18 protein-coding genes, 4 tRNA genes and 1 pseudogene are annotated in these 23,925 nt (G+C 38.4%); 6 read left to right on the forward strand and 17 right to left on the reverse strand.

Going from position 1 to position 23,925, the window contains the following annotated elements; translation table 11 throughout:
* Nucleotides 1–224: 224 nt before the first annotated feature.
* Entirely contained in the window at nucleotides 225–1,499 is a 1,275-nt protein-coding gene (locus H592_RS0112930) for an HlyC/CorC family transporter (RefSeq protein ID WP_028869138.1), read from the forward strand.
* A 433-nt stretch (nucleotides 1,500–1,932) separates the two neighbouring features.
* Nucleotides 1,933–3,495, forward strand: a complete 1,563-nt coding sequence (focA, locus tag H592_RS22305) for a formate transporter FocA (RefSeq protein ID WP_156916117.1) — start codon at nucleotides 1,933–1,935, stop codon at nucleotides 3,493–3,495.
* 77 nt (nucleotides 3,496–3,572) lie between these two features.
* Here focA and H592_RS0112940 read toward each other — a convergent pair whose 3' ends face one another.
* From H592_RS0112940 to H592_RS0113015, 16 genes are all read right to left on the reverse strand, one after another.
* On the reverse strand, nucleotides 3,573–4,496 hold the full coding sequence (locus H592_RS0112940) for a LysR substrate-binding domain-containing protein (protein ID WP_028869139.1): 924 nt from the start codon (nucleotides 4,494–4,496) through the stop codon (nucleotides 3,573–3,575).
* 131 nt (nucleotides 4,497–4,627) lie between these two features.
* Nucleotides 4,628–5,137, reverse strand: a complete 510-nt coding sequence (luxS, locus tag H592_RS0112945) for an S-ribosylhomocysteine lyase (RefSeq protein ID WP_028869140.1) — start codon at nucleotides 5,135–5,137, stop codon at nucleotides 4,628–4,630.
* Nucleotides 5,138–5,226: 89 nt separating this feature from the next.
* Nucleotides 5,227–5,841 carry a transglycosylase SLT domain-containing protein gene (locus H592_RS0112950; protein ID WP_028869141.1) on the reverse strand — a complete coding sequence of 205 codons (615 nt, stop codon included), beginning with the start codon at nucleotides 5,839–5,841 and terminating at the stop codon, nucleotides 5,227–5,229.
* Nucleotides 5,842–6,015: 174 nt separating this feature from the next.
* Nucleotides 6,016–7,596, reverse strand: coding sequence for a glutamate--cysteine ligase (gene gshA, locus H592_RS0112955; RefSeq protein WP_028869142.1), 1,581 nt, complete (start codon nucleotides 7,594–7,596; stop codon nucleotides 6,016–6,018).
* A 151-nt stretch (nucleotides 7,597–7,747) separates the two neighbouring features.
* Nucleotides 7,748–8,161: a YqaA family protein gene (locus tag H592_RS0112960; RefSeq protein WP_028869143.1), complete on the reverse strand. Its 414-nt coding sequence runs from the start codon at nucleotides 8,159–8,161 to the stop codon at nucleotides 7,748–7,750.
* Nucleotides 8,162–8,335: 174 nt separating this feature from the next.
* On the reverse strand, nucleotides 8,336–9,454 hold the full coding sequence (locus H592_RS0112965) for a sodium ion-translocating decarboxylase subunit beta (RefSeq protein WP_220485959.1): 1,119 nt from the start codon (nucleotides 9,452–9,454) through the stop codon (nucleotides 8,336–8,338).
* Between the two features lie 22 nt (nucleotides 9,455–9,476).
* Nucleotides 9,477–11,285 carry a sodium-extruding oxaloacetate decarboxylase subunit alpha gene (oadA, locus tag H592_RS0112970; protein WP_028869145.1) on the reverse strand — a complete coding sequence of 603 codons (1,809 nt, stop codon included), beginning with the start codon at nucleotides 11,283–11,285 and terminating at the stop codon, nucleotides 9,477–9,479.
* A gap of 32 nt (nucleotides 11,286–11,317) precedes the next feature.
* A complete protein-coding gene (locus H592_RS0112975; RefSeq protein WP_028869146.1) occupies nucleotides 11,318–11,575 on the reverse strand; it encodes an OadG family transporter subunit in 258 nt (85 codons plus the stop codon).
* A gap of 532 nt (nucleotides 11,576–12,107) precedes the next feature.
* Nucleotides 12,108–12,184 (reverse strand) — tRNA-Arg (locus tag H592_RS0112980).
* A gap of 78 nt (nucleotides 12,185–12,262) precedes the next feature.
* Nucleotides 12,263–12,339 (reverse strand) — tRNA-Arg (locus H592_RS0112985).
* Nucleotides 12,340–12,404: 65 nt separating this feature from the next.
* A tRNA-Arg gene (locus tag H592_RS0112990) sits at nucleotides 12,405–12,481 on the reverse strand.
* A gap of 18 nt (nucleotides 12,482–12,499) precedes the next feature.
* Nucleotides 12,500–12,592 (reverse strand) — tRNA-Ser (locus H592_RS0112995).
* Between the two features lie 175 nt (nucleotides 12,593–12,767).
* Nucleotides 12,768–12,953: a carbon storage regulator CsrA gene (gene csrA, locus H592_RS0113000; protein WP_028869147.1), complete on the reverse strand. Its 186-nt coding sequence runs from the start codon at nucleotides 12,951–12,953 to the stop codon at nucleotides 12,768–12,770.
* Between the two features lie 98 nt (nucleotides 12,954–13,051).
* Nucleotides 13,052–14,284 carry an aspartate kinase gene (locus H592_RS0113005; protein WP_028869148.1) on the reverse strand — a complete coding sequence of 411 codons (1,233 nt, stop codon included), beginning with the start codon at nucleotides 14,282–14,284 and terminating at the stop codon, nucleotides 13,052–13,054.
* Between the two features lie 41 nt (nucleotides 14,285–14,325).
* Nucleotides 14,326–16,953, reverse strand: a complete 2,628-nt coding sequence (gene alaS, locus H592_RS0113010) for an alanine--tRNA ligase (RefSeq protein WP_028869149.1) — start codon at nucleotides 16,951–16,953, stop codon at nucleotides 14,326–14,328.
* Between the two features lie 581 nt (nucleotides 16,954–17,534).
* Nucleotides 17,535–18,377 carry a 23S rRNA (adenine(2030)-N(6))-methyltransferase RlmJ gene (locus H592_RS0113015; protein ID WP_028869150.1) on the reverse strand — a complete coding sequence of 281 codons (843 nt, stop codon included), beginning with the start codon at nucleotides 18,375–18,377 and terminating at the stop codon, nucleotides 17,535–17,537.
* Nucleotides 18,378–19,177: 800 nt separating this feature from the next.
* Here H592_RS0113015 and H592_RS0113025 point away from each other — a divergent pair.
* Nucleotides 19,178–19,825 carry a single-stranded DNA-binding protein gene (locus H592_RS0113025; protein ID WP_028869152.1) on the forward strand — a complete coding sequence of 216 codons (648 nt, stop codon included), beginning with the start codon at nucleotides 19,178–19,180 and terminating at the stop codon, nucleotides 19,823–19,825.
* Between the two features lie 356 nt (nucleotides 19,826–20,181).
* Nucleotides 20,182–21,624, forward strand: a complete 1,443-nt coding sequence (locus H592_RS0113030; protein ID WP_028869153.1) for a hypothetical protein — start codon at nucleotides 20,182–20,184, stop codon at nucleotides 21,622–21,624.
* A 304-nt stretch (nucleotides 21,625–21,928) separates the two neighbouring features.
* Here the strand turns inward: H592_RS0113030 and H592_RS0113035 are convergent, their stop codons facing one another.
* On the reverse strand, nucleotides 21,929–22,816 hold the full coding sequence (locus H592_RS0113035; RefSeq protein WP_028869154.1) for a haloalkane dehalogenase: 888 nt from the start codon (nucleotides 22,814–22,816) through the stop codon (nucleotides 21,929–21,931).
* 262 nt (nucleotides 22,817–23,078) lie between these two features.
* Between H592_RS0113035 and H592_RS0113040 the strand changes: the two genes are divergently transcribed.
* Together H592_RS0113040 and H592_RS24650 are read left to right on the forward strand one after the other, a co-directional pair.
* A complete protein-coding gene (locus H592_RS0113040) occupies nucleotides 23,079–23,594 on the forward strand; it encodes a MarR family winged helix-turn-helix transcriptional regulator (RefSeq protein WP_028869155.1) in 516 nt (171 codons plus the stop codon).
* A gap of 230 nt (nucleotides 23,595–23,824) precedes the next feature.
* Nucleotides 23,825–23,925: pseudogene (locus H592_RS24650) on the forward strand (transposase); the annotation flags it as partial.

Genomic DNA, 23,925 nt, shown 5'->3' on the forward strand with positions numbered 1-23,925 from the left:
AGTTCAGTAATCGTTAGCGCTATATAAGTCGGTGAATAGCAGAGTAAATAGCTAGGTAAATAGTTTGGGGAATAGGTTTGCGAATTTTCAATAGTTCACATAATCTTGTCAAAATGTTTTTTTATAGGTTTTTTTAGAAAATCTACTTTGTTATATTTGCATTTCTTCGATAATATCAAGGTCATCATTTTTAATTTTTTTAAAAGCAACTATCGAGAGTACTCTTGAACGAAATACCCACAAGTGCATTATTTATTAGTTTAGTCGTTTTAATCATCATCTCAGCTTATTTCTCTAGTTCAGAGACCAGCATGATGTCTTTAAATCGCTATCGTTTACGGCACTTAGCAGCAGATAAAAACAAAACTGCACTACGTGTTGAAAAACTATTAAACAAACCAGATAAATTGATCGGCTTGATCTTGATTGGTAACAACTTAGTTAATATTTTGGCTTCTGCGATTGCCACCATCATAGGGCAACGCATGTTTGGTGATGCTGGTATCGCTATTGCGACAGGCGTACTGACATTAGTCATATTAATCTTTGCCGAGGTCACACCTAAAACACTCGCGGTTTTATACCCTGAAAAAATTGCTTTTCCTAGCTCAGTATTATTAGCTCCTCTACAAAAAATATTAAGCCCATTAGTTTGGTGTATTAATGGTATTTCTAACGGTTTATTAAGAATATTTGGTATCAGTGTTCATAATCAAAGTGATAATGCGTTATCAAGTGACGAATTACGCTCTGTTGTACATGAAGCCGGCTCAATGATCCCTGAGCATCACCAACAAATGCTCTTAAGTATTCTTGAGTTAGAGAAAGTCACCGTCGATGAAATCATGGTGCCACGTAATGAAATTGCAGCGATTGATATCAACCAAGATTGGGATACGATTTTAAAGCAGTTAAAACATCGTACGCATACTATGACTTTGTTATACCGCGACACCATTGATGACTCTATTGGTTTCTTACACGCACGTGACTCGCTATTGATCCTGTTAAAAGAAGACTTCACTAAAACTACATTGTTAAGAAGTGTGCGTGAGTTGTACTTTATTCCAGAAGGCACACCACTGAATACGCAATTGATTAAGTTCCAACAAAACAAAGAACGTATGGGCTTAGTGGTGGACGAATATGGTGATATTCAAGGGTTAGTGACCTTAGCAGACATATTAGAAGAGATTGTTGGAGACTTCACTACAACACATGAACCGCACAGTTCTGAAGAGATCCACAAGCAACAAGATGATAGTTATATTATTGAAGGTAGCTTAGGTATTCGTGATTTGAACAAAGAAATGGGTTGGTCTTTACCTACCGATGGACCGCGCACCTTAAATGGTTTGATCCTTGAACATCTTGAAACGATTCCAACATCAGCAGTAAGTACTCGTATCTGCGGTTACCCTATGGAAATCATAGAAGTTGAAAATAATATGGTTAAGTTAGTGAAAATTATTCCTCATTTATATACTGAGGAAAACTAATATTATCAGTTCATTTAGTATAAAAATCGATTAACCTCGCTATTTTAAGAACACAAAATCAGCTACTTTCTATCAAGCAAACCAATCGGTTTGCTTTTTTTTCCTTTGAATTTAGTGTTTAAGCCCCTCCCCTTAGTCATTTCCCGCCAGAAAAAAATTAATTACTGATGACCAGCGCCACCTTGTAGTGACTGGATTAAGCATGTGAACTTGATTGTTACGTTTATTGATATTGTTGAAATTGTTGAGTTTGCTTTTAAGTATCAATCTTTTTGATTCTGAGAATAAAAACTATCAAATATTCTTTATCTGAAAATGATCGTATTGTTTTTACAACGCATCAATAGCGTTCAATTAATAGTTGAATCCAAGAGGAGATAAACAATGACAACCACTTCATATCATTTTATTGCAGGAGGCTTAGTGATTGCATATGAACCATGCCATTAAACACTTAAATACTAATACGATCCAAGCAGTAGCTAGCTCACACCCTTTAGCGGATGTCAGTAATTATGGCGTACAGAAAGCCAATAAAAGTAAACTTCATTCTTTTGGCTTATCGGTATTTGCAGGTGTTTTTATCGCCATTGCATTTGTTTTTTACCTTACGGTAACGACCGGTAGCGATGCCTCTTCTTGGGGCCTCACACGTTTAGCGGGGGGCACTGCATTTAGTTTAGGCTTAATACTCGTCGTGGTATGTGGAGCAGAATTATTCACTAGTACCGTATTGAGTAGCGTTGCTTGGGCTCAAGGGAAATTAAGTACTCTACAGTTAATCGGTTGCTGGGCACGTGTTTACCTAGGCAACTTTGTTGGGGCGATGCTAATTTTATTACTTATTTTTGGTGCCAAAATGTATCAACTTGACGGTGGGCAATGGGGTATTAATGCGCTGCATGTAGCGCAGCATAAAATCCACCACAGTTGGCTACAAGCCTTTTCGTTAGGCGTGCTATGTAACCTATTAGTGTGTTTAGGTATTTGGATGACATTTAGCAGTAAAGATATGCTAACAAAGTCATTCTTACTGATATTACCGGTTGCAATGTTTGTCAGTAGCGGTTTTGAACATAGTATCGCGAACCTATTTATGGTGCCTTTGGGGATTGTTTTACAGCATACCGTACCTGCTGAGTATTTAATCTCATTGGGGTATAACGCGAATAGTTTTGCTGACTTAACAGTGAGTCATTTTGTGCTTAACAATTTAATTCCGGTCACTCTAGGCAATATTGTCGGAGGAGGAGTAATGGTTGGTCTAGGGTATTGGTTAATTTACCAAGATGTTCCTGTTCCATTAACCAATCCAGCACCATTAACAAATCCAGCGCCATTAACAACACAATCAATAACACCGACATCACTGACTCACGGATCAACATCAGACCTCGCCACGACCACTTATTTACCATCACAAGGAACACCCATTATGAACAATACATTTTTAACTGACCTAACAGTTGCACAGCTAATGGATACAAAAGCCATCACTTTTTCAGGACAACAAACGGCAACCTCTGCTTTATTGGAATTATCAGCACAGCAAGCGCGTGGAGCAGTTGTCATCAATGAGCAAAAAGAACTACTTGGTTTTGTCTCAGAGCAGGATTTATTACGTAATTGGTGGGCAAATGATTTTGAGTTAGATCAGCAATTAAGTGTCGCTGATGTGATGCAAACTGAAGTCTTAAGTGTTACTCCAGAGCAAAGTATTGCAGAATTAATTGAATTTATGACCGTCGATAAAAGCATCTTATATCCGGTTAGCGATTCAGGTGTTTTATTATCAAGCCAATACCTAAGTTACCATCAACGCCTGAATAAAGCGGCAGCTAAACGACCTTCTATTTATCCAGTGATTGATAATGGTATCGTAGTGGGTACGATCACTCGCCAGCATATTACTCAGCATTTACTGTTACAGATGCAGTTTCAAGAAAAAGGTGTTTCTGAGGTCCAACAAAAAACCACATCGGATCAAGCAGCTTAATATAGTCGTATAACTCACGCTACGTGACTCAAAATGGCATAGCTTAAAGTTATCTGCCTGCTCCATAAAAAATAGAATTAATCGGAAAAATGATTAATTCTATTTTTTTGCAAGCTACGTACTAAACGTTTAGCTTCTGTTATAACGCAATCTTTTAATGGATTTTGCCCTAAATCATCTAACCAAACAAACGATAAACTACGATGCATATCTAATTCAGGTGTGTTCAATATCACTAATTCGCAACGTTCAACTTCTCTTTTTACATCTAACAAGGGTAAACAGCCTAGATAACTGCCATTTTTCACCAATTCTTTAATAACAGGGACACTTTCATATTCTTTCCATACATCAAGGTGGTCAATTAAACCATGTACCGCACTTTCAAAAATACGTCGCGTACCAGCCCCATGCTCTCTTAAAATCCACCGGGCTTGCTCTAACTGCGCAAGGTTAACCACCTTTGAATGTGCGTAAGGGTGATGGGTGTTGGTAAAAATAACTAAATGGTCATCAAAAATAGCTTCTTGAATAACACGACTATCATCATTGCGCCCTTCAATAATACCCAATTCAAATTCATGATTTAGTAATCCTCGAATCACCTCTTCACTATTTTCAACAAAAAGTTCAATGCGTAGTTCAGGAAAGTCACTATCGATATTACTGATTAGTTTTGGCAATAGGTGTTCAGCCGCGGTTTGGCTTGCACACAATGATAAGGTCCCACTGATTAAATGCTGATCTTTTAAGCCTTGATCAATTTGCTGTGCATTCTGGATCAGTTTGCGAGCCTGCGGTCTTAACCATCGCCCCCAATGGCTTAAGGTTAAACGGTTACCATGACGAATGAACAAAGGTCGATCAAGTAAGTTTTCTAGTTGTGCTAAGGACATACTCACAGCAGATTGTGTCATGCATAGGTGCTCTGCTGCACGGCTAACACTTTCATTGCTCGCGATAGCGTTAAAAACTTGTAACTGCTTCAGGGTGTACTTCATGAGAGTCCATTAATGACGTAATTGAGCCCTCAATGTAAAGCATCAGTTTTTTTGATACTTGATATAAAACAATTCACTAAAAAATAAAGCAAAAAAAAGGCTGCAAAGCAGCCTTAATAGTTATCTGATACTTACAGTTGCTGCAATTGCTCTGCAGACAATGAAATATCATCATTTTTATTGATACCAACACCCGCATCTATAATTGCTTGTGCAATCTCTTTTGCTTCAGTTAATGAGTGCATGGCATAAGTGCCACATTGATATTCATTTAGTTCTGGAATTTGATTTTGATTTTCTACATTCAACACATCTTGCATTGCCGCTAACCAAGCTTGACCCACTTGTTGCTCTGTTGGTGCACCGATTAAGCTCATGTAAAACCCAGTACGGCATCCCATTGGTGAAATATCGATAATTTCAACTTGATCACCATTGAGATGATCACGCATAAACCCTGCGTATAAATGCTCTAATGTATGAATGCCTTTTTCAGATAAAATATCTTTATTAGGCGCGGTGAAACGTAAATCAAATACTGTAATAGTATCCTTACTTGGTGTTTGCATGGTTTTAGCAATACGTACTGCTGGCGCTTTCATAATAGTATGGTCAACGGTAAAACTATCTAATAATGGCATAGGGTGTTTCCTTATTACTTAATTAATTATCTATCTATTCATTTCAAGGACCGAGTTTGATCGATTACGTAGAGTATTACATCTACTGACTAGGTATGAAACAGTCGCCATAACCAACTCGAATCCAAATTTTCTTGGCAACCTTTTAACTGTGTTGCATATTTTTTAGCACGTACATCCACTTTGCGAGAGACTTTTACTAGCCACGCTTTTTTGTTGTAACTCTTACGCTTGTATCCTGTCCAACCCTCATGATAATTCAAATACTGGCCGTAAGCATCCCACTTCGACACACCATTTATTTTATGCGTTTTACTGGTGAACCAACCCATAAAGTCGATAGCGTCATCAAAATCATCACGATTAGACCAGTCATTACCTGTTTCCCGCTGGTAGTCACTCCAAGTCATGTCTCTGGCTTGTGCATAACCGTAGGCATCACTTGCTCGCCCAATGGGTATAAACCAAAAGTATTGCATCGGTGGCGCGGCATCATGTTTAAAACTACTTTCTTGATACATAATAGCAATCGGCACATGAATGGGAGTCCCCCATCGCTCTTGCATTTTTTTGGAAGCACTATACCAGTCCCGATTTTCAAAAAAAATATCACAAATATTTTCAGGATTTTTAGGAGGTGGTGTTGCACAGGCGATTAATGCGATAGGAAAAATTAAAGTGATTATTTTTTTAAATAAATGCATAGCTTTACTTTAAACCTCTCTGTTAATCGCAGAATAACGTGTCATTTTCCTATTTCATTAGCACTAAATGAATAACATCCAAAACAGATTAATAGTTACCTAACACGTTGCGCAGAGAAATTTTAACAGCACGTACAAGGTACATGCTGTTAGGGATAACTCGCTAGATGCGGTTTATACTTTTTTAGCGTTAGTAAAGTAATCGGTTAAAAAATCAGGAAAACTCAACGTATCTGCAGCTTCAATGGCTTCACGCTTTTCAATTGACGTTTGCTTTTGCTGTGCAAATATCTGCTCAGACCAAATAGAATAAGGTTGCTCTTGTAGCTCGACTTTATACTGTTTTGCCAAACTCAATGCTAATGTCCCATTATCACCCGTAGAATCTTTGATGCACTTTAAAATACGCGCAGAACTGGTTTGCTCTGGGTCTTCAAAACGAGGGCTGATATGTTGCATTGCATTTTGATAACGATTATCCACGCGCTCTTTATCTAATAACGACGCCATTTCAGACAGTTGCTGATTTAACCACTTCCCCCAACCTGCAACATCTTTTGTTTGCTCGGCAATGGTTAAAGTAAGTTCAGGTTCACGACCTCGTGTTACCATTTCATTAAAGTTATCCGCACAGGCTGCGTATTCTTCTTGCGATAACGTTGGTGATTCAACACTTGCACACCAAGTTAAAAATAGATCTAAGAAGTTTACTTGCTCTTGAGTGATACCTAATTTACAAAATGGATTCACATCTAAAGAACGGATTTCAATATATTCAATACCACGTGCTTTTAATGCTTGCGATGGTGTCTCATTAGCTTTTTGAACACGTTTAGCACGAATAGAGGCATATAATTCGTTCTCTATCTGCAAAACATTGTCATTAAGCTGAACATATTCACCATCTTTGACGATGCCCATCGCAGTAAACTTAGACTCTTTTTTAGATAACGCTTTACGCACGCTATCAAGGTAGGTGTTTAAACTGTTATAGCAGATATTTAAATCTGATTGAGAACTATTGGTATAACCTAAATCACTCAAACGCAATGACGTCGCGTAGGGTAAATAAATGGTTCCTTTACCTGTCGCTTCAAAAGGAAGTTTTGTTTCTTTACCTTGTAAAAATGATTTACAAATAGCAGGAGAAGCACCAAACAAATAAGGAATAACCCAACCATAACGTAGGTAATTTCGAATTAATCCCATATATCCAGCAGATTGAGCGGCTTGACCGGTTAGTGGAGATCCATGCAGCTCCCCCCAATTATCCCAAAATGCTGCAGGTAATGAAAAGTTATAATGCACGCCAGAAATAATTTGCATCATACTACCGTAACGGTTTTTAAGACCTTGGCGATAGGTCGTTTTCATTCTGCCAATATTAGATGAACCATACTGTGCTAGTTGCACATTATCTTCACTCATCACATAACAAGGCATACTCATTGGCCAAAGGTATTGTTCACTCGGTAAGTTCATAACCACATGATGATGAATGTCATTAAGATAGTTAAAGAGTTGATCTACGCTCGTTGCAACCGGCGTAATAAACTCTAACAGACTCTCAGCAAAATCAGTGGTGATAGAAGTATGTGTAAGTGCGCTACCGTAAGCACTAGGGTGCCCCTCTTGCGATAGCTTACCATCCTCGTTCACACGTAACGTTTCGCGTTCTATACCACGACCGAATGCAATGAAGCTCTCAGGATGCTCGCTGAGGAAATTAATACGCTGTTGAAAGTTCTTAGCCAAGTGTAAACCCCTAGGTGATTTTTTTAGAGCGCTAACTCTACCACCTAAATTAGTTGAACTAAATAAGCATTTAATAGAAACAAGAAAGCAGTACTTAGAACAGTAAAAAATTGGTCTTTTGTTAAGCGTTTTTACTCCCGAATCAAGAGTGTTATGGAAAAATAAGGAATAAAAACATTAAGAACAAATAACGCAGACTTTTGCCAATCACGATATTGATAAAAGCACGTCCTCTGGAGAGCTTAAGCCAACCAGCAAATAAGCAGATCACATCACCTATGATAGGCAGCCAACTTAATAATAATGCAACATTTCCCCACTTTTGACAGAACAATAATGTTTTAGGGTATTTTAAAGCCGCCTTTTCCTGTCCAAAATTAATATAATAACCAAGTAAGTAAGTCACTACTGCGCCTAAACTATTACCTATGGTTACAGCAAAAAAAAATTCCCATTTCAAAGATAACTGTTGCTGCAAGTAATAAATAAACAGCACTTCAGAGCCACCTGGAAATAACGTTGAGGAGATAAAACCACTGCTAAATAGCAGCCAAAAATCATTCATATATTTTTCTTAAAAATGCCAAAGTTAATTCTCTATATTGTAGGAAACACCAAAATAACGCCTATACTTACTTTTACTTTTACTTTTGCTTTTAAGAATAAGTATTGATCCCCCTATAAAAAAGGCCACTAAAAAGTGGCCTTAATTAATAAGTATCATTTGTTAACAGCTTATCTAGCCAACAATCGCTAATAGTACACCAGCTGCTACCGCACTCCCTAATACACCGGCAACGTTAGGACCCATAGCATGCATTAATAAGAAGTTATGTGGATTTGCTTCTAATCCAACTTTATTAGCAACACGCGCAGCCATCGGCACCGCAGAAACTCCAGCTGCACCAATCAAAGGATTGATTGGACTTTTTGAGAAACGTCCCATTGCTTTAGCCATCAATACACCAGAGGCAGTACCAATCGAGAAAGCAATTGCACCTAACCCTAAAATACCCAATGTTTCTAAGTTCAAGAACTTATCTGCAGATAGTTTAGAACCAACGCCTAAGCCTAAGAAAATCGTAACAATATTAATCAGTTCATTTTGTGCAGTTGAACTTAAACGGTCAACAACACCAGACTCTCGCATTAAATTACCTAAACAGAACATGCCAACCAATGGCGTAGCTGCCGGTAAAAATAAGATAGTCATGAACAATACCGCTAACGGGAAGATAATTTTTTCTTTCTTACTGACCGGGCGTAACTGTTCCATTTTAATTTGACGCTCTTCAGGCGTGGTTAATGCACGCATGATCGGCGGTTGAATAATAGGAACCAATGCCATATAAGAGTAAGCAGCAACCGCTATTGCACCCAGTAAGTCAGGGGCAAGTTTAGACGCTAAGAAAATAGCCGTCGGCCCATCAGCACCACCTATAATGGCAATCGCAGAAGCATCAGCAAGCGTAAATTCAAAACCAGGTACTAAGTTTAATAAAATAGCGCCAAATAACGTCGCAAAAATACCAAACTGTGCAGCTGCACCTAAAAATAAAGTTTTAGGATTAGCAATCAAAGCACCAAAATCAGTTAATGCGCCCACCCCCATGAAGATAATTAACGGGAACACCCCCGTTTCAATACCAATATGGTAGATGTAATAAAGCATGCCTCCTTCATCATTAAAACCTGCATTAGGGATATTCGCTAAGATAGCCCCAAAACCAATCGGTAGTAATAATAAAGGCTCAAACTTACGCGCGATCGCTAAGTACAATAGCAACCCTCCGACGGCCATCATCACTAATTCAGGCCACTGAAAGTTTGCAACTCCCGTATCGGCCCATAGTGTCATTAATCCATTCACGTTATCTTCCTTAACCTATTACAAACAGTGAGTCACCGACATTCACAGCATCGCCTTCTCTGATGTTAACGGCTTGCACTGTGCCTGATTTTGGAGCACGAATTTCAGTTTCCATTTTCATCGCTTCCATAATCACCAGTACATCACCTTCGTCGACGTGGTCACCTTTGTTTACCAGTACTTTAAAGATATTACCCGCTAAAGGTGCCGGCACATCCTCACCTTCGGCATCAGCAGTTGCTGCAGGTGCAGCAGCGTTTGCCGCAACCGTTGTGTTCACCTGTGCAGCATTAGCTTTAACTGGTGAAATACCGTCGATACTACCTTCTGGCCCCACTTGTACATTAAACAGCTGTCCATCAACTGAAACAGAGTAAGACTCTGGCGAATTTTTCGCTTTAGCAGGGGCATTAGCAACTTTCATATCATCAGCGCTTGGTACAGGCTCAAATGCATCTGGGTTATTGCGATTTTCTAAGAATTTAAGTCCGATTTCAGGGAACAACGCATAAATAAGAGCATCATCAATCTCATTGTCAGCAACTTTAACGCCTTTTTCAGCCGCTAATTTTTTGAACTCAGCTTCGATCGATGCCATTTCTGGCTTAAGATTATCCGCTGGGCGACAAGTAATTGCTTGCGCGCCATCTAATACTTTAGCTTGTAATTCGGCATTAACAGGTGCAGGCGTTGCGCCATATTCACCTTTTAATACACCAGCTGTTTCTTTAGTGACATTTTTATAGCGTTCACCCATCAATACATTGATTACAGCTTGTGTGCCAACAATTTGAGATGTTGGTGTCACTAAAGGAATTAAACCAAGATCTTCACGAACGCATGTAATTTCTTTTAATACTTCGTCCATCTTATCTGCAGCACCTTGCTGTTTAAGTTGGCTTTCCATATTAGTTAACATACCGCCCGGTACTTGTGCTATCAAAATACGTGGGTCAACACCTTTCAATTCACCTTCAAATTTCACATATTTTTTGCGTACTTCGCGGAAATAAGCAGAAATATCTTCTAGTTTATGTAAGTCCAACCCAGTATCACGCGGCGTACCCTCAACAATAGAAACTAATGTCTCTGTTGGTGAGTGACCGTAAGTCATACTCATTGAAGAGATAGCACTATCAATAATATCAACACCCGCATCAATCGCTTTTTGTTGAGTCGCTAAACTAAGACCTGTTGTTGCATGGCAATGCAAGGCTAATGGGATATTGGTGCAAGCTTTAATTTTTGTAACTAACTCTTCTGCAACATAAGGTTTTAATAAACCAGCCATATCTTTAATACAGATAGAGTGCGCGCCCATGTCCTCCAGACGTTTCGCCATATCAACCCAACCATCGATGGTATGGACTGAACTCGTCGTATAAGAGAGAGCCCCCTGAGCATGAGCACCAACTTCAACAGCCGATTTAATCGCCGTCTCAAAGTTACGCACGTCATTCATTGCATCGAAAATACGAAATACGTCTACGCCATTAGTATGTGCACGTTCGACAAACTTCTGTACCACATCATCAGCATAATGGCGGTAACCTAATAGGTTTTGGCCTCTTAACAGCATTTGTTGTGGTGTATTTGGCATCGCCGCTTTTAAAGCGCGAATACGATCCCAAGGATCTTCACCTAGATAACGAATACATGAATCGAAAGTAGCACCACCCCAAGTCTCTAAAGACCAATAGCCTACTTTATCTAATTTCTCTGCGATGGGTAACATATCGTCAATACGCATACGTGTTGCAAATAATGATTGGTGTGCATCACGTAAAACAACTTCGGTGATTGCGAGAGGCTTAGACATATTCACTTGCTCCTTTATTGATTCTTTGTCCATTAAACTGTTCGTGCTTTGCGGTATTGTTGCACTGCACTAGTGATCGCAGCGATTACTTGAGGGCTTACTTGTGTTTGATTAGCAGCTTGTGTAGCAACGGGTGCTTTACGCTTAGCTGAAATGACAGGTTTGTCTGCAGGGATATATTTAGCCATTAGATTTATACAAATAAATAATAAACCTAAAAACATATAAACAAATGCCATGCCTAGACCCAATAGCATAAATGCAGTGACTAAAGATCCTGTAATATCCATAAATGTACCCTTTCCTTTTCTAGATACACACTGAAACAGCCATTCAACAGATTAAAAATGAATATTTATTCATATCTAATAAGTATTTAATATGCTGTTAACAGTGAGTATTGAATACTGATCACGATTAAATCCATGTAAATAATAAACATCAACCACCAGATTACTTGATTTAATACGCGTTGAACATATGTATTTTCAGTAAAATAGTGTTTCACAGGCGCTTATTATAGTGGTTTTGGCTAAAAAATGAAAGCAATGGAATTTGACTCAACTTCCATAGTTTGCATTTAGCAATTAATAGTCTAATAAAGGTGAAAGCAAGCGAGGTTAAACTTGTGACTTAAATATAAAATTAAGTGACTATTTATGCAAAATTATAAAAAAAACATGCATTTTTAGAGAGAAAATAAGTATAAAAAAAGAAATATAGTCATTTATTATGATTAAACATTCAAATAAAGTTGAATTTACAGGGACTATATAAGATTAAATAAAATGGAATAATAATAAAAGCGAAAAACTAAAGAAATGGTGCGGGTGAAGGGATTCGAACCCCTGACCGCCTGGTTCGTAGCCAGGTACTCTATCCAGCTGAGCTACACCCGCATGGTGCTTAATATTATTGGGAATAATATTAATAAGCTCTAAAAACAAAAAAACTTACTTTCGTAAGCTTGTAAAGAATGGTGCGGGTGAAGGGATTCGAACCCCTGACCGCCTGGTTCGTAGCCAGGTACTCTATCCAGCTGAGCTACACCCGCCGCGATATTCTTTATGTTTTTATTTCAATTCTTAAGCTCACCGTCTTTTCGTGCAAATAGAAAGATGGTGCGGGTGAAGGGATTCGAACCCCTGACCGCCTGGTTCGTAGCCAGGTACTCTATCCAGCTGAGCTACACCCGCTTTAAGAATCTACAAGAATGGCGGTGGAGGAGGGATTCGAACCCTCGAACAGGCTATAAACCCGTTACTCCCTTAGCAGGGGAGCGCCTTCGGCCACTCGGCCACCCCACCGTCGTCTTGTTGGCGCACATATTACTGTCTTCTGAAAACAAGTCAAACCTTTTTAGCATAATAATTTACTGCTTGCTTGCTAATTAAACAAACTGCTTGTTTTTCATCTGTTACGGTTGAATTTTAGACATAAAAAAAGAGCAATTAAGCTCTTCTTTAAATAACAGTTCACTGTCTATTCTGAACTGGCTGCGTTCTTTTCAGCTTGAATACGCATATAAATCTCTTCACGATGCACTGATACATCTTTTGGCGCATTAACACCGACACGTACTTGGTTACCTTTAACACCTAAAACAGTAACGGTCACGTTGTCACCAATCATAAGAGTTTCGCCTACACGGCGCGTTAAAATTAGCATATCCTGCTCCTAAATTATTTTTATTTCATTTCCGTTAACATGAGTATGGCTCACTAAACACTAAATTCATCTTTTATTTAGTGCTTAGTTCACAATTTCTATTTTTCTTGCTTTGGTTCAGACTCTAGTTCAAATGCTTTATGCAATGCGCGTACAGCCAATTCTAAATACTTACTATCTACTAGCACTGAAATTTTAATCTCAGAAGTAGCGATTTGGTGCATGTTGATCCCTTCGGCACCTAAGGTCTCAAACATTTTTTGTGCCACACCTGGGTGATTCCACATACCTACACCCACAATAGACACTTTAGCAATCTCGTTATTACCTTGTACTGAATCAGCATTCAACTTAGTACAAACAACTTCTAATAACTTAGTTGCTTCAACATAATCATCACGATGCACAGTAAACGTAAAGTCAGTTTTACCATCACCTAATGTATTTTGTACAATCATATCAACGTCGATATTGGCTGCACCAATAGGAGAAAGTATTTGTGCTGCAACAGTCGGTTGATCAGGAACACCTGATAACGTTAGACGCGCTTCGTCACGATTAAACGCGATACCAGAGATAACAGGAGATTCCATTTTATTTTCCTCATAACTAATTAACGTACCGCCACCATCTTTAAAACTAGAAAGTACACGTAGTGGCACGTTGTATTTCCCTGCAAATTCAACCGAACGAATTTGTAACACTTTTGCGCCTAAGCTGGCCATTTCTAACATCTCTTCAAAAGTGATGCTATCAAGACGACGTGCATTAGGCTCAACGCGTGGGTCAGTTGTATAAACACCGTCAACGTCGGTGTAGATTTGGCACTCGTCCGCTTTTAATGCAGCAGCAATCGCTACGGCAGAGGTATCACTTCCACCACGCCCAAGCGTGGTGATGTTATTATCTTCACAGCGGCCTTGAAAGCCTGCGACAACAACAATACGACCTTGCTTTAAGTGTTTTTGTAGGTTTTCAGTTTCGACATCTAATATACGCGCCTTAGAATGGCTGCGATCAGTTTTCAATCTAATTTGATCACCAGTCATGGAAACGGCATCAACACCTAAGTTATGCAACGCCATCGTCAATAATGCGATCGTCGTTTGCTCCCCAGTTGTTAATAACACATCCATTTCACGTGCACTTGGTTTCTCAATAAACTCTTTCGCTAAAGCAATTAATCGATTGGTTTCACCAGACATAGCGGATAAAACAACCACAACGTCATTGCCCGCCTCTTTTGTTGCTTTTACTTTGTCAGCCACTGCTTTGATTCGCTCAACAGTGCCAACGGAAGTACCGCCATATTTTTGAACTATTAGTGTCATTTTTTTTCCTTGCTATACAGTTGGGTATAGACTCTTAATTATTATAAACGTTCAATTAACCAAGGTTCTACGAGTGCCAGTGCATCTTTTAATGCAACTGGATTATTTCCTCCAGCCATCGCCATATCAGGACGACCACCACCTTTACCACCAACAGGAATCGCAACAACATTAACCAACTCACCCGCTTTCACTTTGTTAGTTAAATCTTTAGTCACACCAGCAATCAAACTCACTTTGTCATCACCAACCGTGGTTGCTAATACAACGATGCCTGATTGCAGTTTGTTCTTCATTTCATCGACGCTATTACGTAACGTTTTAGGGTCAATGCCTTCCATGTAAGCAACAACTACTTTCACGCCGTTGATATCGATAGCTTGTTCAGTCAAGTTTGAACCTGCTTCACTTGCCGCTTTCGATTTAAGTTGTGCTAGCTCTTTTTCAAGCACTTTATTACGCTCTAGCGTTTGCAGGATTTTCTCGCCTAATGTGAATGAATCACCTTTAACAAGATCACAGGCTTTATTGAATTGCTCACGTAAGTTTTGCAATACATTACCAGCAGCATCACCCGCAGCCGCTTCAATACGACGAACGCCTGCAGCAGTGCCCGCTTCAGAAGTGATAATGAATAACCCCATGTCACCCGTGCGTTGTACGTGCGTACCACCACATAGTTCAGTAGAGAAGTCACCCATTTGAACAACACGCACCATATCGCCATATTTTTCACCAAATAATGCCATAGCACCTTGGTTTTTAGCTTCTTCGATACCCATCAATTTAGTTACAACTTCATAGTTATTGCGAATTGCTTGGTTAACGATGTAAGTGACTTTATTAAGTGCTTCAGCTGATACAGCTTCAAAGTGAGAGAAATCAAAGCGTAATTTCTCAGCATCACATAACGACCCTTTTTGAGTCACATGCTCACCTAAGGTTTGGCGTAGCGCTTCATGTAATAAATGCGTTGCAGAATGGTGTAATGCAATTGCTTTACGACGCTCAGCTTCTACTTCCGCGGTAACAGACTCGTTCACTTTCACAGAGCCCATGCTAACGTAACCAATATGTAAGAAAGCATCACCAGATTTTTTAGTATCAGTAACAACAAAAATACCATTGCTCAACTTAAGCACACCTGCATCACCAACTTGACCGCCTGACTCAGCATAAAATGGTGTTTCAGCGAGTACGATTTGTGCGTTATCACCTTCGACTAAACTATCAACAAACTGACCTTCTTTGATCAAGGCTGTTACGGTAGAAGTGCCGGTTAGCGCTTGGTAACCAATAAACTCAGTTTTATCTTCGATTTTCAATACATCGTTATAATCTTTACCGAAGTTATTTGCTGCTTGAGCACGTTTACGTTGCTCAGCCATTGCAGAATCAAATCCATCTTGGTCGATAGTTAGTTCACGCTCACGCGCAATATCTGCAGTTAAATCAGCAGGAAAGCCATAAGTATCATAAAGTTTGAAAACAACATCACCAGGAATAATAGATCCCTGTAAAGCATCTAATTCGTTATCTAGAATTTGTAAACCACGCTCGAGTGTTTTACCAAACTGCTCTTCCTCTAAACGTAAGATCTTTTCAACAAACTCTTGTTGTTGGCCTAGTTCAGGGTAAGCATCGCCCATTTGTTTAACTAGCTCTTCATAAACCCGGTAAAAGAACACCTCTTTTGCACCTAGTTTATGACCGTGACGAACTGCGCGACGAATAATACGACGCAATACATAACCACGCCCTTCGTTAGACGGCATCACACCATCGCAGATCAAGAAACCACATGAACGAATATGGTCAGCAACAACACGTAATGATTTATCTTGTAAATCTTGTGCGCCGGTTACATCAGCTACTTTTTGGATCAAACCTTGGAATAGGTCGATATCATAGTTTGAATGACCATTTTGAATAATCGCAGAGATACGCTCTAAGCCCATACCCGTATCGATAGATGGGTTAGGTAGATTTTCCATTGTGCCATCAGCACTTCGGTTAAATTGCATGAAAACGATGTTCCAGATTTCAATGAAACGATCGCCATCTTCTTCAGGAGAGCCTGGAGGACCACCCCAAATGTGTTCACCGTGATCGTAGAAAATCTCAGAACATGGACCACAAGGCCCGGTATCGCCCATTGACCAAAAGTTATCAGACTCGTATTTCTTTTCAGGTGATTTATCACCAATGCGAATGATTTTATCTTCTGGTACACCAATTTTATTCGCCCATAATGAAAATGCTTCGTCATCACTTTCGTAAACAGTCACAAGCAACTTTTCTTTTGGTATTTTAAGAACGTCAGTTAAGTATTCCCACGCAAAACCAATGGCATCTTCTTTAAAGTAATCACCAAAACTAAAGTTACCCAACATTTCAAAAAAAGTATGGTGACGAGCCGTGTAACCAACATTATCTAGATCGTTGTGTTTACCACCAGCACGAACACAACGTTGGCTTGAAGTTGCACGAGTATATGCTCTTTTTTCAGTACCTAAAAAGGTATCTTTAAATTGATTCATACCTGCATTAGTAAATAACAAGGTAGGGTCATTATCAGGGACGAGAGAACTACTGCTCACTGTTTGATGCCCTTTCTTACCAAAGAAATCCATAAATCCTTGGCGAATATCAGCGGTCGATTTAGTCATGACTTATTCCATGTAAAAGTGTCAATTTAGGTATTCTTAAAAAGTGAGTCTTTAAGGGCTAAATAGATGAAAAAAATAAATGGAGGCTAATATATCATGCTGATGGTGCGGGTGAAAGTAGGGATAAATAGAGTCTTGGCAATAATTTAGTCATTAATATACCCGTTCCGTATAAGCAAACCTGCGAACTTACCGTTTATAGGATTTTGATTATACCTGCCCCGCCCTTTTTTCATTAAAGTAAGCTTCAAACAAGTTTATTTATCAGCATCAGAGTAATCAATTTCATAAATATTCATGAACACATAAAACATTGCTTTTAATGGGTTTTTAATAGATTTTTAATGATAGATTTTTGTAAGTTATAGAGGAAGTATCTAGCGATGTAGAAAAAGTGCCGTGATTTTTTACTGCTATCGCAGGACAATAGGAGTCTCGATGACTCGCTACTCCCTTTGTCGCGTAAATGTAGCACTTTATAAGAATGACTGACGGCGCAGATAAATGTACACAAAAAAACGTTGAATAATTTGATTCAAAGGGAGGCAAGTATTGGTTATCCATCGATAACCAATACTTGTTTATTCAGCGACTAATGTTTCAATGCGGTAAAAACCTTCGCCATTAATACCGAGTGTTTCCGCTAAAAAAGGCAAACTATGTTGCATCTCTTTTTGTAACGTCCAAGGTGGATTAACCACAATCATGCCACTAGAGGTCATGCCTCTTTCTTCTTTATCCGCTTCAATCGCTAATTCATAGAGTTGAATATTTTTAATACCCGATGCTTTTAACGACCTTTCCATTTTATTAATCAAAGTACGTTTAACAACGGGATACCATAAAGCGTAAGTCCCTGTCGCAAAACGACGATGAGCAGCAATTAGCTTTTCAACTACTTCGTCATACTCTGTTTTAATTTCATAGGAAGGATCAATCAATACTAAACCACGGCGCTCTTTAGGTGGCATATTAGCAACTAACCCTTGTAAGCCGTCTGTATTACTCATTTTAATACTGCGATCACCAGAAAAGTTAGCTCGCATGTTAGTAAATTCATTAGGGTGTAATTCAAATAAAAACATACGGTCTTCGTCACGACGTAACTGATTACAAATCATAGGAGAACCAGGATAAGACAATAATGCCCCTTCCCCATTAAATGCTTTCACTTGATCTAAATAACGTGTCACAGGAACCGGTAATTTAGTTAAGTTCCACAATGCACCGATACCATTATTAAACTCACCTGTTTTTAACGATTGCGCAGAGTCTAATTGATAAGCACCACAACCAGAGTGTGTATCTAAGTAACAAAAAGCTTTGTCTTTTTGTAATAAGTAATCAAGGATAGAAGTTAATACAGTATGCTTTAAAACATCTGCAAAATTCCCAGCATGGTATGAATGGCGATAACTCAGCACAAAAACTCCAAAAAATTAAAAAAATGACTGCCGTAGTATAAAGAGTTTCGCGCTCTATTGCGCTAAAAAAGATAAGCTGGAAATTAGTCGCCTGTTATTCTCCTACGTCGCTCTCCCCCTTATTTTTAATAAAGTAGAATGCTTAAGCTAAACTAAGCCAAAAACACAAAAAAAAACACTTTCATCTGTTTTTAATATTATTAATAACACTCAAGACCGCTTGTCATCGCACTCTCTACACTGTCCAATTTTAATGTTTTTAGTTACGTGACTGTTTTTACAAGCTTTAACTTTTTAGAAACGTCTTGACCAATCTTTCTCTCAATGCAGACTTCTTGAGTCAGCAAAGTCAGTGCAATGGGGATCTACAGCACATATCAATTTTCAGGTGAATTTTTCAGTGGTATTATAGGTGGGTTATCCTATAAACTAGTGGCTAGTAGTGGCTTATTTTTATGCTTAACAGGGTTAATGATTGTCTGGTTTATACTGTCTCTTGGCATGCATAACCCAAGCAAAATTGGTACTTTTACGCTTGCAATTTTATATTGACATCAAGCATAGAAGATCAACAACAAGCCAATATACTCATTAGCGATTGCTAGCATTAGAGGGCGCGTTAGAAGTTGTTGTTATTGCAAAAGAACAAATTGTTTATACCGAAGTAAATAAACGATTTATATCAAAGCGAATACACAGCGTTTTCAACGACAACAAGCGCAATACATTTTAGGTAATAGTTAAATCACTATTACAATCAAATATTTTACATAAATAAGTCGAAATAGCGGAGCAAAAACATGTTTAACCGTAGTGTAAACAAAGTAGTCCTAGTAGGTAACCTAGGTAAAGATCCAGAAATGCGTTACACCCAAAATGGTGGCGCAGTGGCAAACTTTTCAATCGCAACCACTGAAAGCTGGAAAAACAAACAAACAGGTGAATACGAAAATAAATCTGAATGGCACAACATTGTTGTATTCGGTAAATTCGGCGAAATGGTCGGCCAGTACCTGAAAAAAGGTGCAAAAGTTTACGTTGAAGGTAAATTACAAACTAACAAATGGCAAGGTCAAGACGGTCAGGATCGTTACAAAACTGAAATCATTGCTAACGACATCCAAATGTTAGATGCACGCTCTCAAAATGCAGGCCAAGGTCAACCATACCAAGGTGGACAGCAGCAACCAGGTGGTTACCAAAACGCACCACAACAACAAGCTGCTCCAGCACAATCTTGGGGTAATGCACCACAACAGCCACCAGCACAACAAGCAGCACCTAGAATGGCACCAGCTTATCAGCCACAACAAGCGCCGCAGCCTTCACAACCTGCTCCGCAACAGGCACCTGCGCCACAACGCCCAGCACCACAAGCTCAACCAAAACAAGAGCCGGCAGCGTTTAACGAACCATCAATGGATTTTGATGATGATATTCCGTTCTAGGATTGAGTTATCTTTTTGAGATAATTTGTTAAATTTTAGAATATTAAAAAACCTAGCGATGCTAGGTTTTTTTATGTCTGGGATTTGAAGTGTTAAATCCATCTGACTTTATTTGAGTTAATACTTTCAAATAATCAATAAGTTCATATACCTCTCACCTGAGCATTTCCACCGTAAATATTGCCCCCCCTACACTTTTAGATGATTACAAACTCACAAGTTAACTATAGCTCTTTGTTTTATCGATAAACCAACGTAAAGTAATAATATTTTAATCATTAACTCTTGTCGTATTTCCACCGTTAAAATGACATTTTGTGAGTTAATAAAGCTGTTAGGCAAAAAGGGGGAATGCAGTGTTCACTAGAAATATTCATAAAGACATATCTGCAATATGGTATAAATTTAATGGACTAAGCAAGTGGGCAAATATTTCTTTGGATGACGTTCAGGCTTTAGCAAATGAAAAAAATCTTGAAGTAATTTCTATTGACGAAGTTAACTTCGGATATATGCTCAAGATTAAAGGAGTTTTGTTAAAAACAAGTGTAGGATCAGCCATTTTCCCTCGAGAAAAATTAAAAGATATAGAGCTATATCAAAAAAATATTTTACCAACTAATAATCTCGAAAATTTTTGGAAGGCTGTAGATTGGTTTTCTCCTGCATTTATACCTAACAAGAAAGTCTATGATGCAATTAAAGAAAGTGGCATTGAAATTATTAATCATGGTATTTATAGACCGGAGGTTATTCAAAAACGATTCGAAGGATCTTTAACTTCGGTTTATAATTTAGGAAATATAATTTCAACAACGGAAATCACGTTTCTTAACTCTGTAGCCATATCTCGACATGTTCCCCTTATTCGAGAATCCATTCTTACATTTTATAGTGGTATGAAAATAGTTGCTATTTCTGCATTAATTCCAATTGTTGAGAATATAATTACAACAATTCTTGGGTCTTCAAATAATGATTTAACAATTGTAGATAAGGTTAATAAATGTATCGATAAAGCTATTGAAGCGGTAATTGATATGCATTTGTTAAATGCAGATTGGATTCCTGATGAATACCTAGATATTAATGTTCTTAAAGTTACAAATGAAAGAATATTTATTCTTGAAACAATAAGAAGTTGGTTACTGAATAGCTTTTACAAGAAAACTGATACTTATCAAAATCATTCTGGCTTTAATCGACATGTTTTTGCACATGCTAAATCTGAAATATGGCATAACTCTAGTAACTTCTTTCGAGCATTAGGCGTTATTCAAGCAATGGCTTTTGTTGAGTGTTTTGCCGTTGATAACAGCAAGATTAGTACATCTGTACCTGGGCATGACGAAAACTCAGAGGTTTTACGTCAAGAAGTTTTTGCATGCCTCAATTATCAGGCTATTAAGCAACAAGTTCTCACTCAGCAAAAAAACTCTCAAAATCTGCCTTTTAATCCTACTAGCTCAGGAGATGGCTGGTTAACTAGAGCTACGATTCTCTCAGATAAAATGAATAACGAAGTTGTCATCAGGCTAAGAGATAATAATTGGGACTGCTACGATATATCTGCTCCAGTTCAAGATGGTGAGTTTATCTCCTTGCAAGCTAAGAAAAACAATAATGTTATAAAAGTAGCTCTTTTATTTTCCTGTGCTTCAAGTAATGATTTATATAAATCTTTAGCTGAAGATCACGATTATATTCTTTATCAAGGCGCACCCTATTACCAAGACGAATATGCTCGTGGTGCGGATGCTATAATTCGTCCATTGAACGCATGGATTGCTCCTGAATAAATTTGCCTAATCGGGTAGCCGGAGGTATCTAACCTCCAGCCCCACACCACCCTGCATGCGGCTCCGCACAGGGTGGTTCATCTTATGATGAATAGTGAATATTAATCCACAAATCCTTTAAAAAAGATCGTGAAAGATCGTGGACCCCCATAAACTTTGACGACTCATCATTACTTTTCTATCTTTTAGTTATAATGTTTTACATGCTAATAGGTCGTTGTTATGACACAGTCTCGCTAATCTAAAATAGGTTAAAAGCTAACCCTACACAATTGCCGTGCAGGGATAACATCAACTAATTTGTTTATTGAGGCAACCAATCTGAAATAGCTTTTCCTATTTCATGAGGGCTATCTTCTTGAATGAAATGATGCCCTTTAACGGTCACTTCTGTGAGGTTTGGCCAAGTACGAACAAAGTCTCGAGCATAACCAACTAAAAATGCGCCTGGTTCTGCATTAATAAATAGCTTAGGTATGTCTTTTGAGTTCGTAAGATAATTTGCATAACTGGCTACTAAGGCGACCGTTTCAGCTGGCTGTCCTTCAATAGGTAGCTCTCGAGGTCCTGCTAAAGTAGCACGACGATCTTCTCCTGAATTTAAGAATGGACGACGATATTCAGCATGTTCTTTATTGCTTAATGTTCGGATTATTGCGCTTGGTAATAATGTTTCGATAAAAAAGTTATCTTCAAGTACTGTTTTATCACCTTCGTTTGAACGTAACATGCCAATAGGGGCGTGCAAGACTTTAGGGAAGTCATTCCAAGTCGGAAAAGGGGTGACGATTGCCTCCATAAATGCGATTGCTTTTACAGCAGATTGATTGTGGTTTGCCCAATTAAAGCCAACACCTGAACCCCAATCATGCAAAACAAAAGTGACGTTATTATCCACACCTAACGCTTCTAGCAATGCTGAAGTGTATTTTGTGTTCTCTGAAAGTGAGTAGTTACCGTCCTTGGTTTTATCCAGTTTGTCACTATCTCCCATCCCGATCATATCAATAGCAATTAGGCGACCTCTACCTTCTAGATGAGGCATGATATTTCGCCATAAATAAATCGATGTAGGGTTACCATGTAAAAATACAATGGGATCGCCTGTACCTTCGTCAACATAGGCCATACGTTTACCTAATACGGTTTTGAATTGCTTCTTATAGCGTAACGTTTCTGTATTAATTTTCATGTTTGTTAATCGCTCCATCAATTGGGATTTAAAGGTGAATATTTTTTGTAGTAAAAGAATGAGCTGTATTGACAATGCCTTGTGATAACGACTAAGCGTTATTTCATCGGTTATGTTTAATCTCAGTATTATTCTTTTGATAAATATAGATGACTCAGTCATATAATATATTTTATGGTTTATGTTTGTCTATAGTTTTTTGTGATTAAGTCATATATAATTTAGTTTTAAAAAATTACTCAATACTCAAAGTGGTTTTAGTATGAAAAATGACGATTACACAGCTAATTTACTAGGTGCTTTTGCTAGTACGATTTCAACGAGAATCGAACAGGGGATTACTGATTTAGGTGGGCACAGTCTTAGTCATGAAACCGCTTTAGTTACCATTTATAATCATCCTAATGATAGTATCGGTGTATTAAGTAAAGTCTTGGGGTTGACTCACTCAGGAGCAGTAAGATTAATTAATACGCTTGAAAAAGAACAACTAGTACAACGATATAAGTGTGAAAATGATGCAAGAGCGATTGTGTTACGAGTTACTAATACAGGCCAGGAAAGAGCAAAAGAAGTATTACGTGTACGTGAACAAGTTACTACTCAAGTTTTGAATTTATTAACCATAGAGCAACAAGAAGTGCTTGTACCTGTGCTTGAGAGTGTATTGGGTTCGTTTACTGAGGGGCAACAAGGTGCTCGTCGATTATGTAGAATGTGTAACGAACAGGTTTGCCGTCCGCAAGGTTGTCCTGTTGAAATAGCTGTCGCTGAGTAGTTAATGCATTTTCTCTTTTCTATTTTTTACTGGGTATAAGGTATAAATCGAGGTTGATAGTGACATTCCTGTTGTAATTGATACCCATATTTATACTGATCACAAAGTAAATCGGTATAGCCTCTTCTTTTAATGCGAAAACCAATTGCGAAAACCATAAACTTTGACCAATATTCATAATCAACCTATCTTTCAGTGATGCAGTTTTACATGCTCGGAGGTAGTTTGTTATGACGCAATCTCGACAATCTCAAGTATCGCTTGCTGATACCCCTTATTACCATTGTATATCTCGTTGTGTTCGTCGAGCTTATTTATGTGGTGAAGATAA

This window comes from Psychromonas arctica DSM 14288, assembly GCF_000482725.1.
Classification (GTDB): Bacteria; Pseudomonadota; Gammaproteobacteria; order Enterobacterales; family Psychromonadaceae; genus Psychromonas; species Psychromonas arctica.

Excerpts from the sequence above, each read along its gene's own strand:
- focA (WP_156916117.1), top strand. The coding sequence starts at position 1,933 with ATGAACCATGCCATTAAACACTTAAATACTAATACGATCCAAGCAGTA.
- H592_RS0113040 (WP_028869155.1), top strand. The coding sequence starts at position 23,079 with ATGAAAAATGACGATTACACAGCTAATTTACTAGGTGCTTTTGCTAGT.
- luxS (WP_028869140.1), bottom strand. The coding sequence starts at position 5,137 with ATGCCATTATTAGATAGTTTTACCGTTGACCATACTATTATGAAAGCG.
- H592_RS0113035 (WP_028869154.1), bottom strand. The coding sequence starts at position 22,816 with ATGAAAATTAATACAGAAACGTTACGCTATAAGAAGCAATTCAAAACC.
- alaS (WP_028869149.1), bottom strand. The coding sequence starts at position 16,953 with ATGACTAAATCGACCGCTGATATTCGCCAAGGATTTATGGATTTCTTT.
- H592_RS0112965 (WP_220485959.1), bottom strand. The coding sequence starts at position 9,454 with ATGACACTATGGGCCGATACGGGAGTTGCAAACTTTCAGTGGCCTGAA.
- H592_RS0112950 (WP_028869141.1), bottom strand. The coding sequence starts at position 5,841 with ATGCATTTATTTAAAAAAATAATCACTTTAATTTTTCCTATCGCATTA.
- H592_RS0112960 (WP_028869143.1), bottom strand. The coding sequence starts at position 8,161 with ATGAATGATTTTTGGCTGCTATTTAGCAGTGGTTTTATCTCCTCAACG.
- H592_RS0113005 (WP_028869148.1), bottom strand. The coding sequence starts at position 14,284 with ATGACACTAATAGTTCAAAAATATGGCGGTACTTCCGTTGGCACTGTT.
- H592_RS0113025 (WP_028869152.1), top strand. The coding sequence starts at position 19,178 with ATGTTTAACCGTAGTGTAAACAAAGTAGTCCTAGTAGGTAACCTAGGT.
- H592_RS0112975 (WP_028869146.1), bottom strand. The coding sequence starts at position 11,575 with ATGGATATTACAGGATCTTTAGTCACTGCATTTATGCTATTGGGTCTA.
- H592_RS0112940 (WP_028869139.1), bottom strand. The coding sequence starts at position 4,496 with ATGAAGTACACCCTGAAGCAGTTACAAGTTTTTAACGCTATCGCGAGC.
- csrA (WP_028869147.1), bottom strand. The coding sequence starts at position 12,953 with ATGCTAATTTTAACGCGCCGTGTAGGCGAAACTCTTATGATTGGTGAC.
- oadA (WP_028869145.1), bottom strand. The coding sequence starts at position 11,285 with ATGTCTAAGCCTCTCGCAATCACCGAAGTTGTTTTACGTGATGCACAC.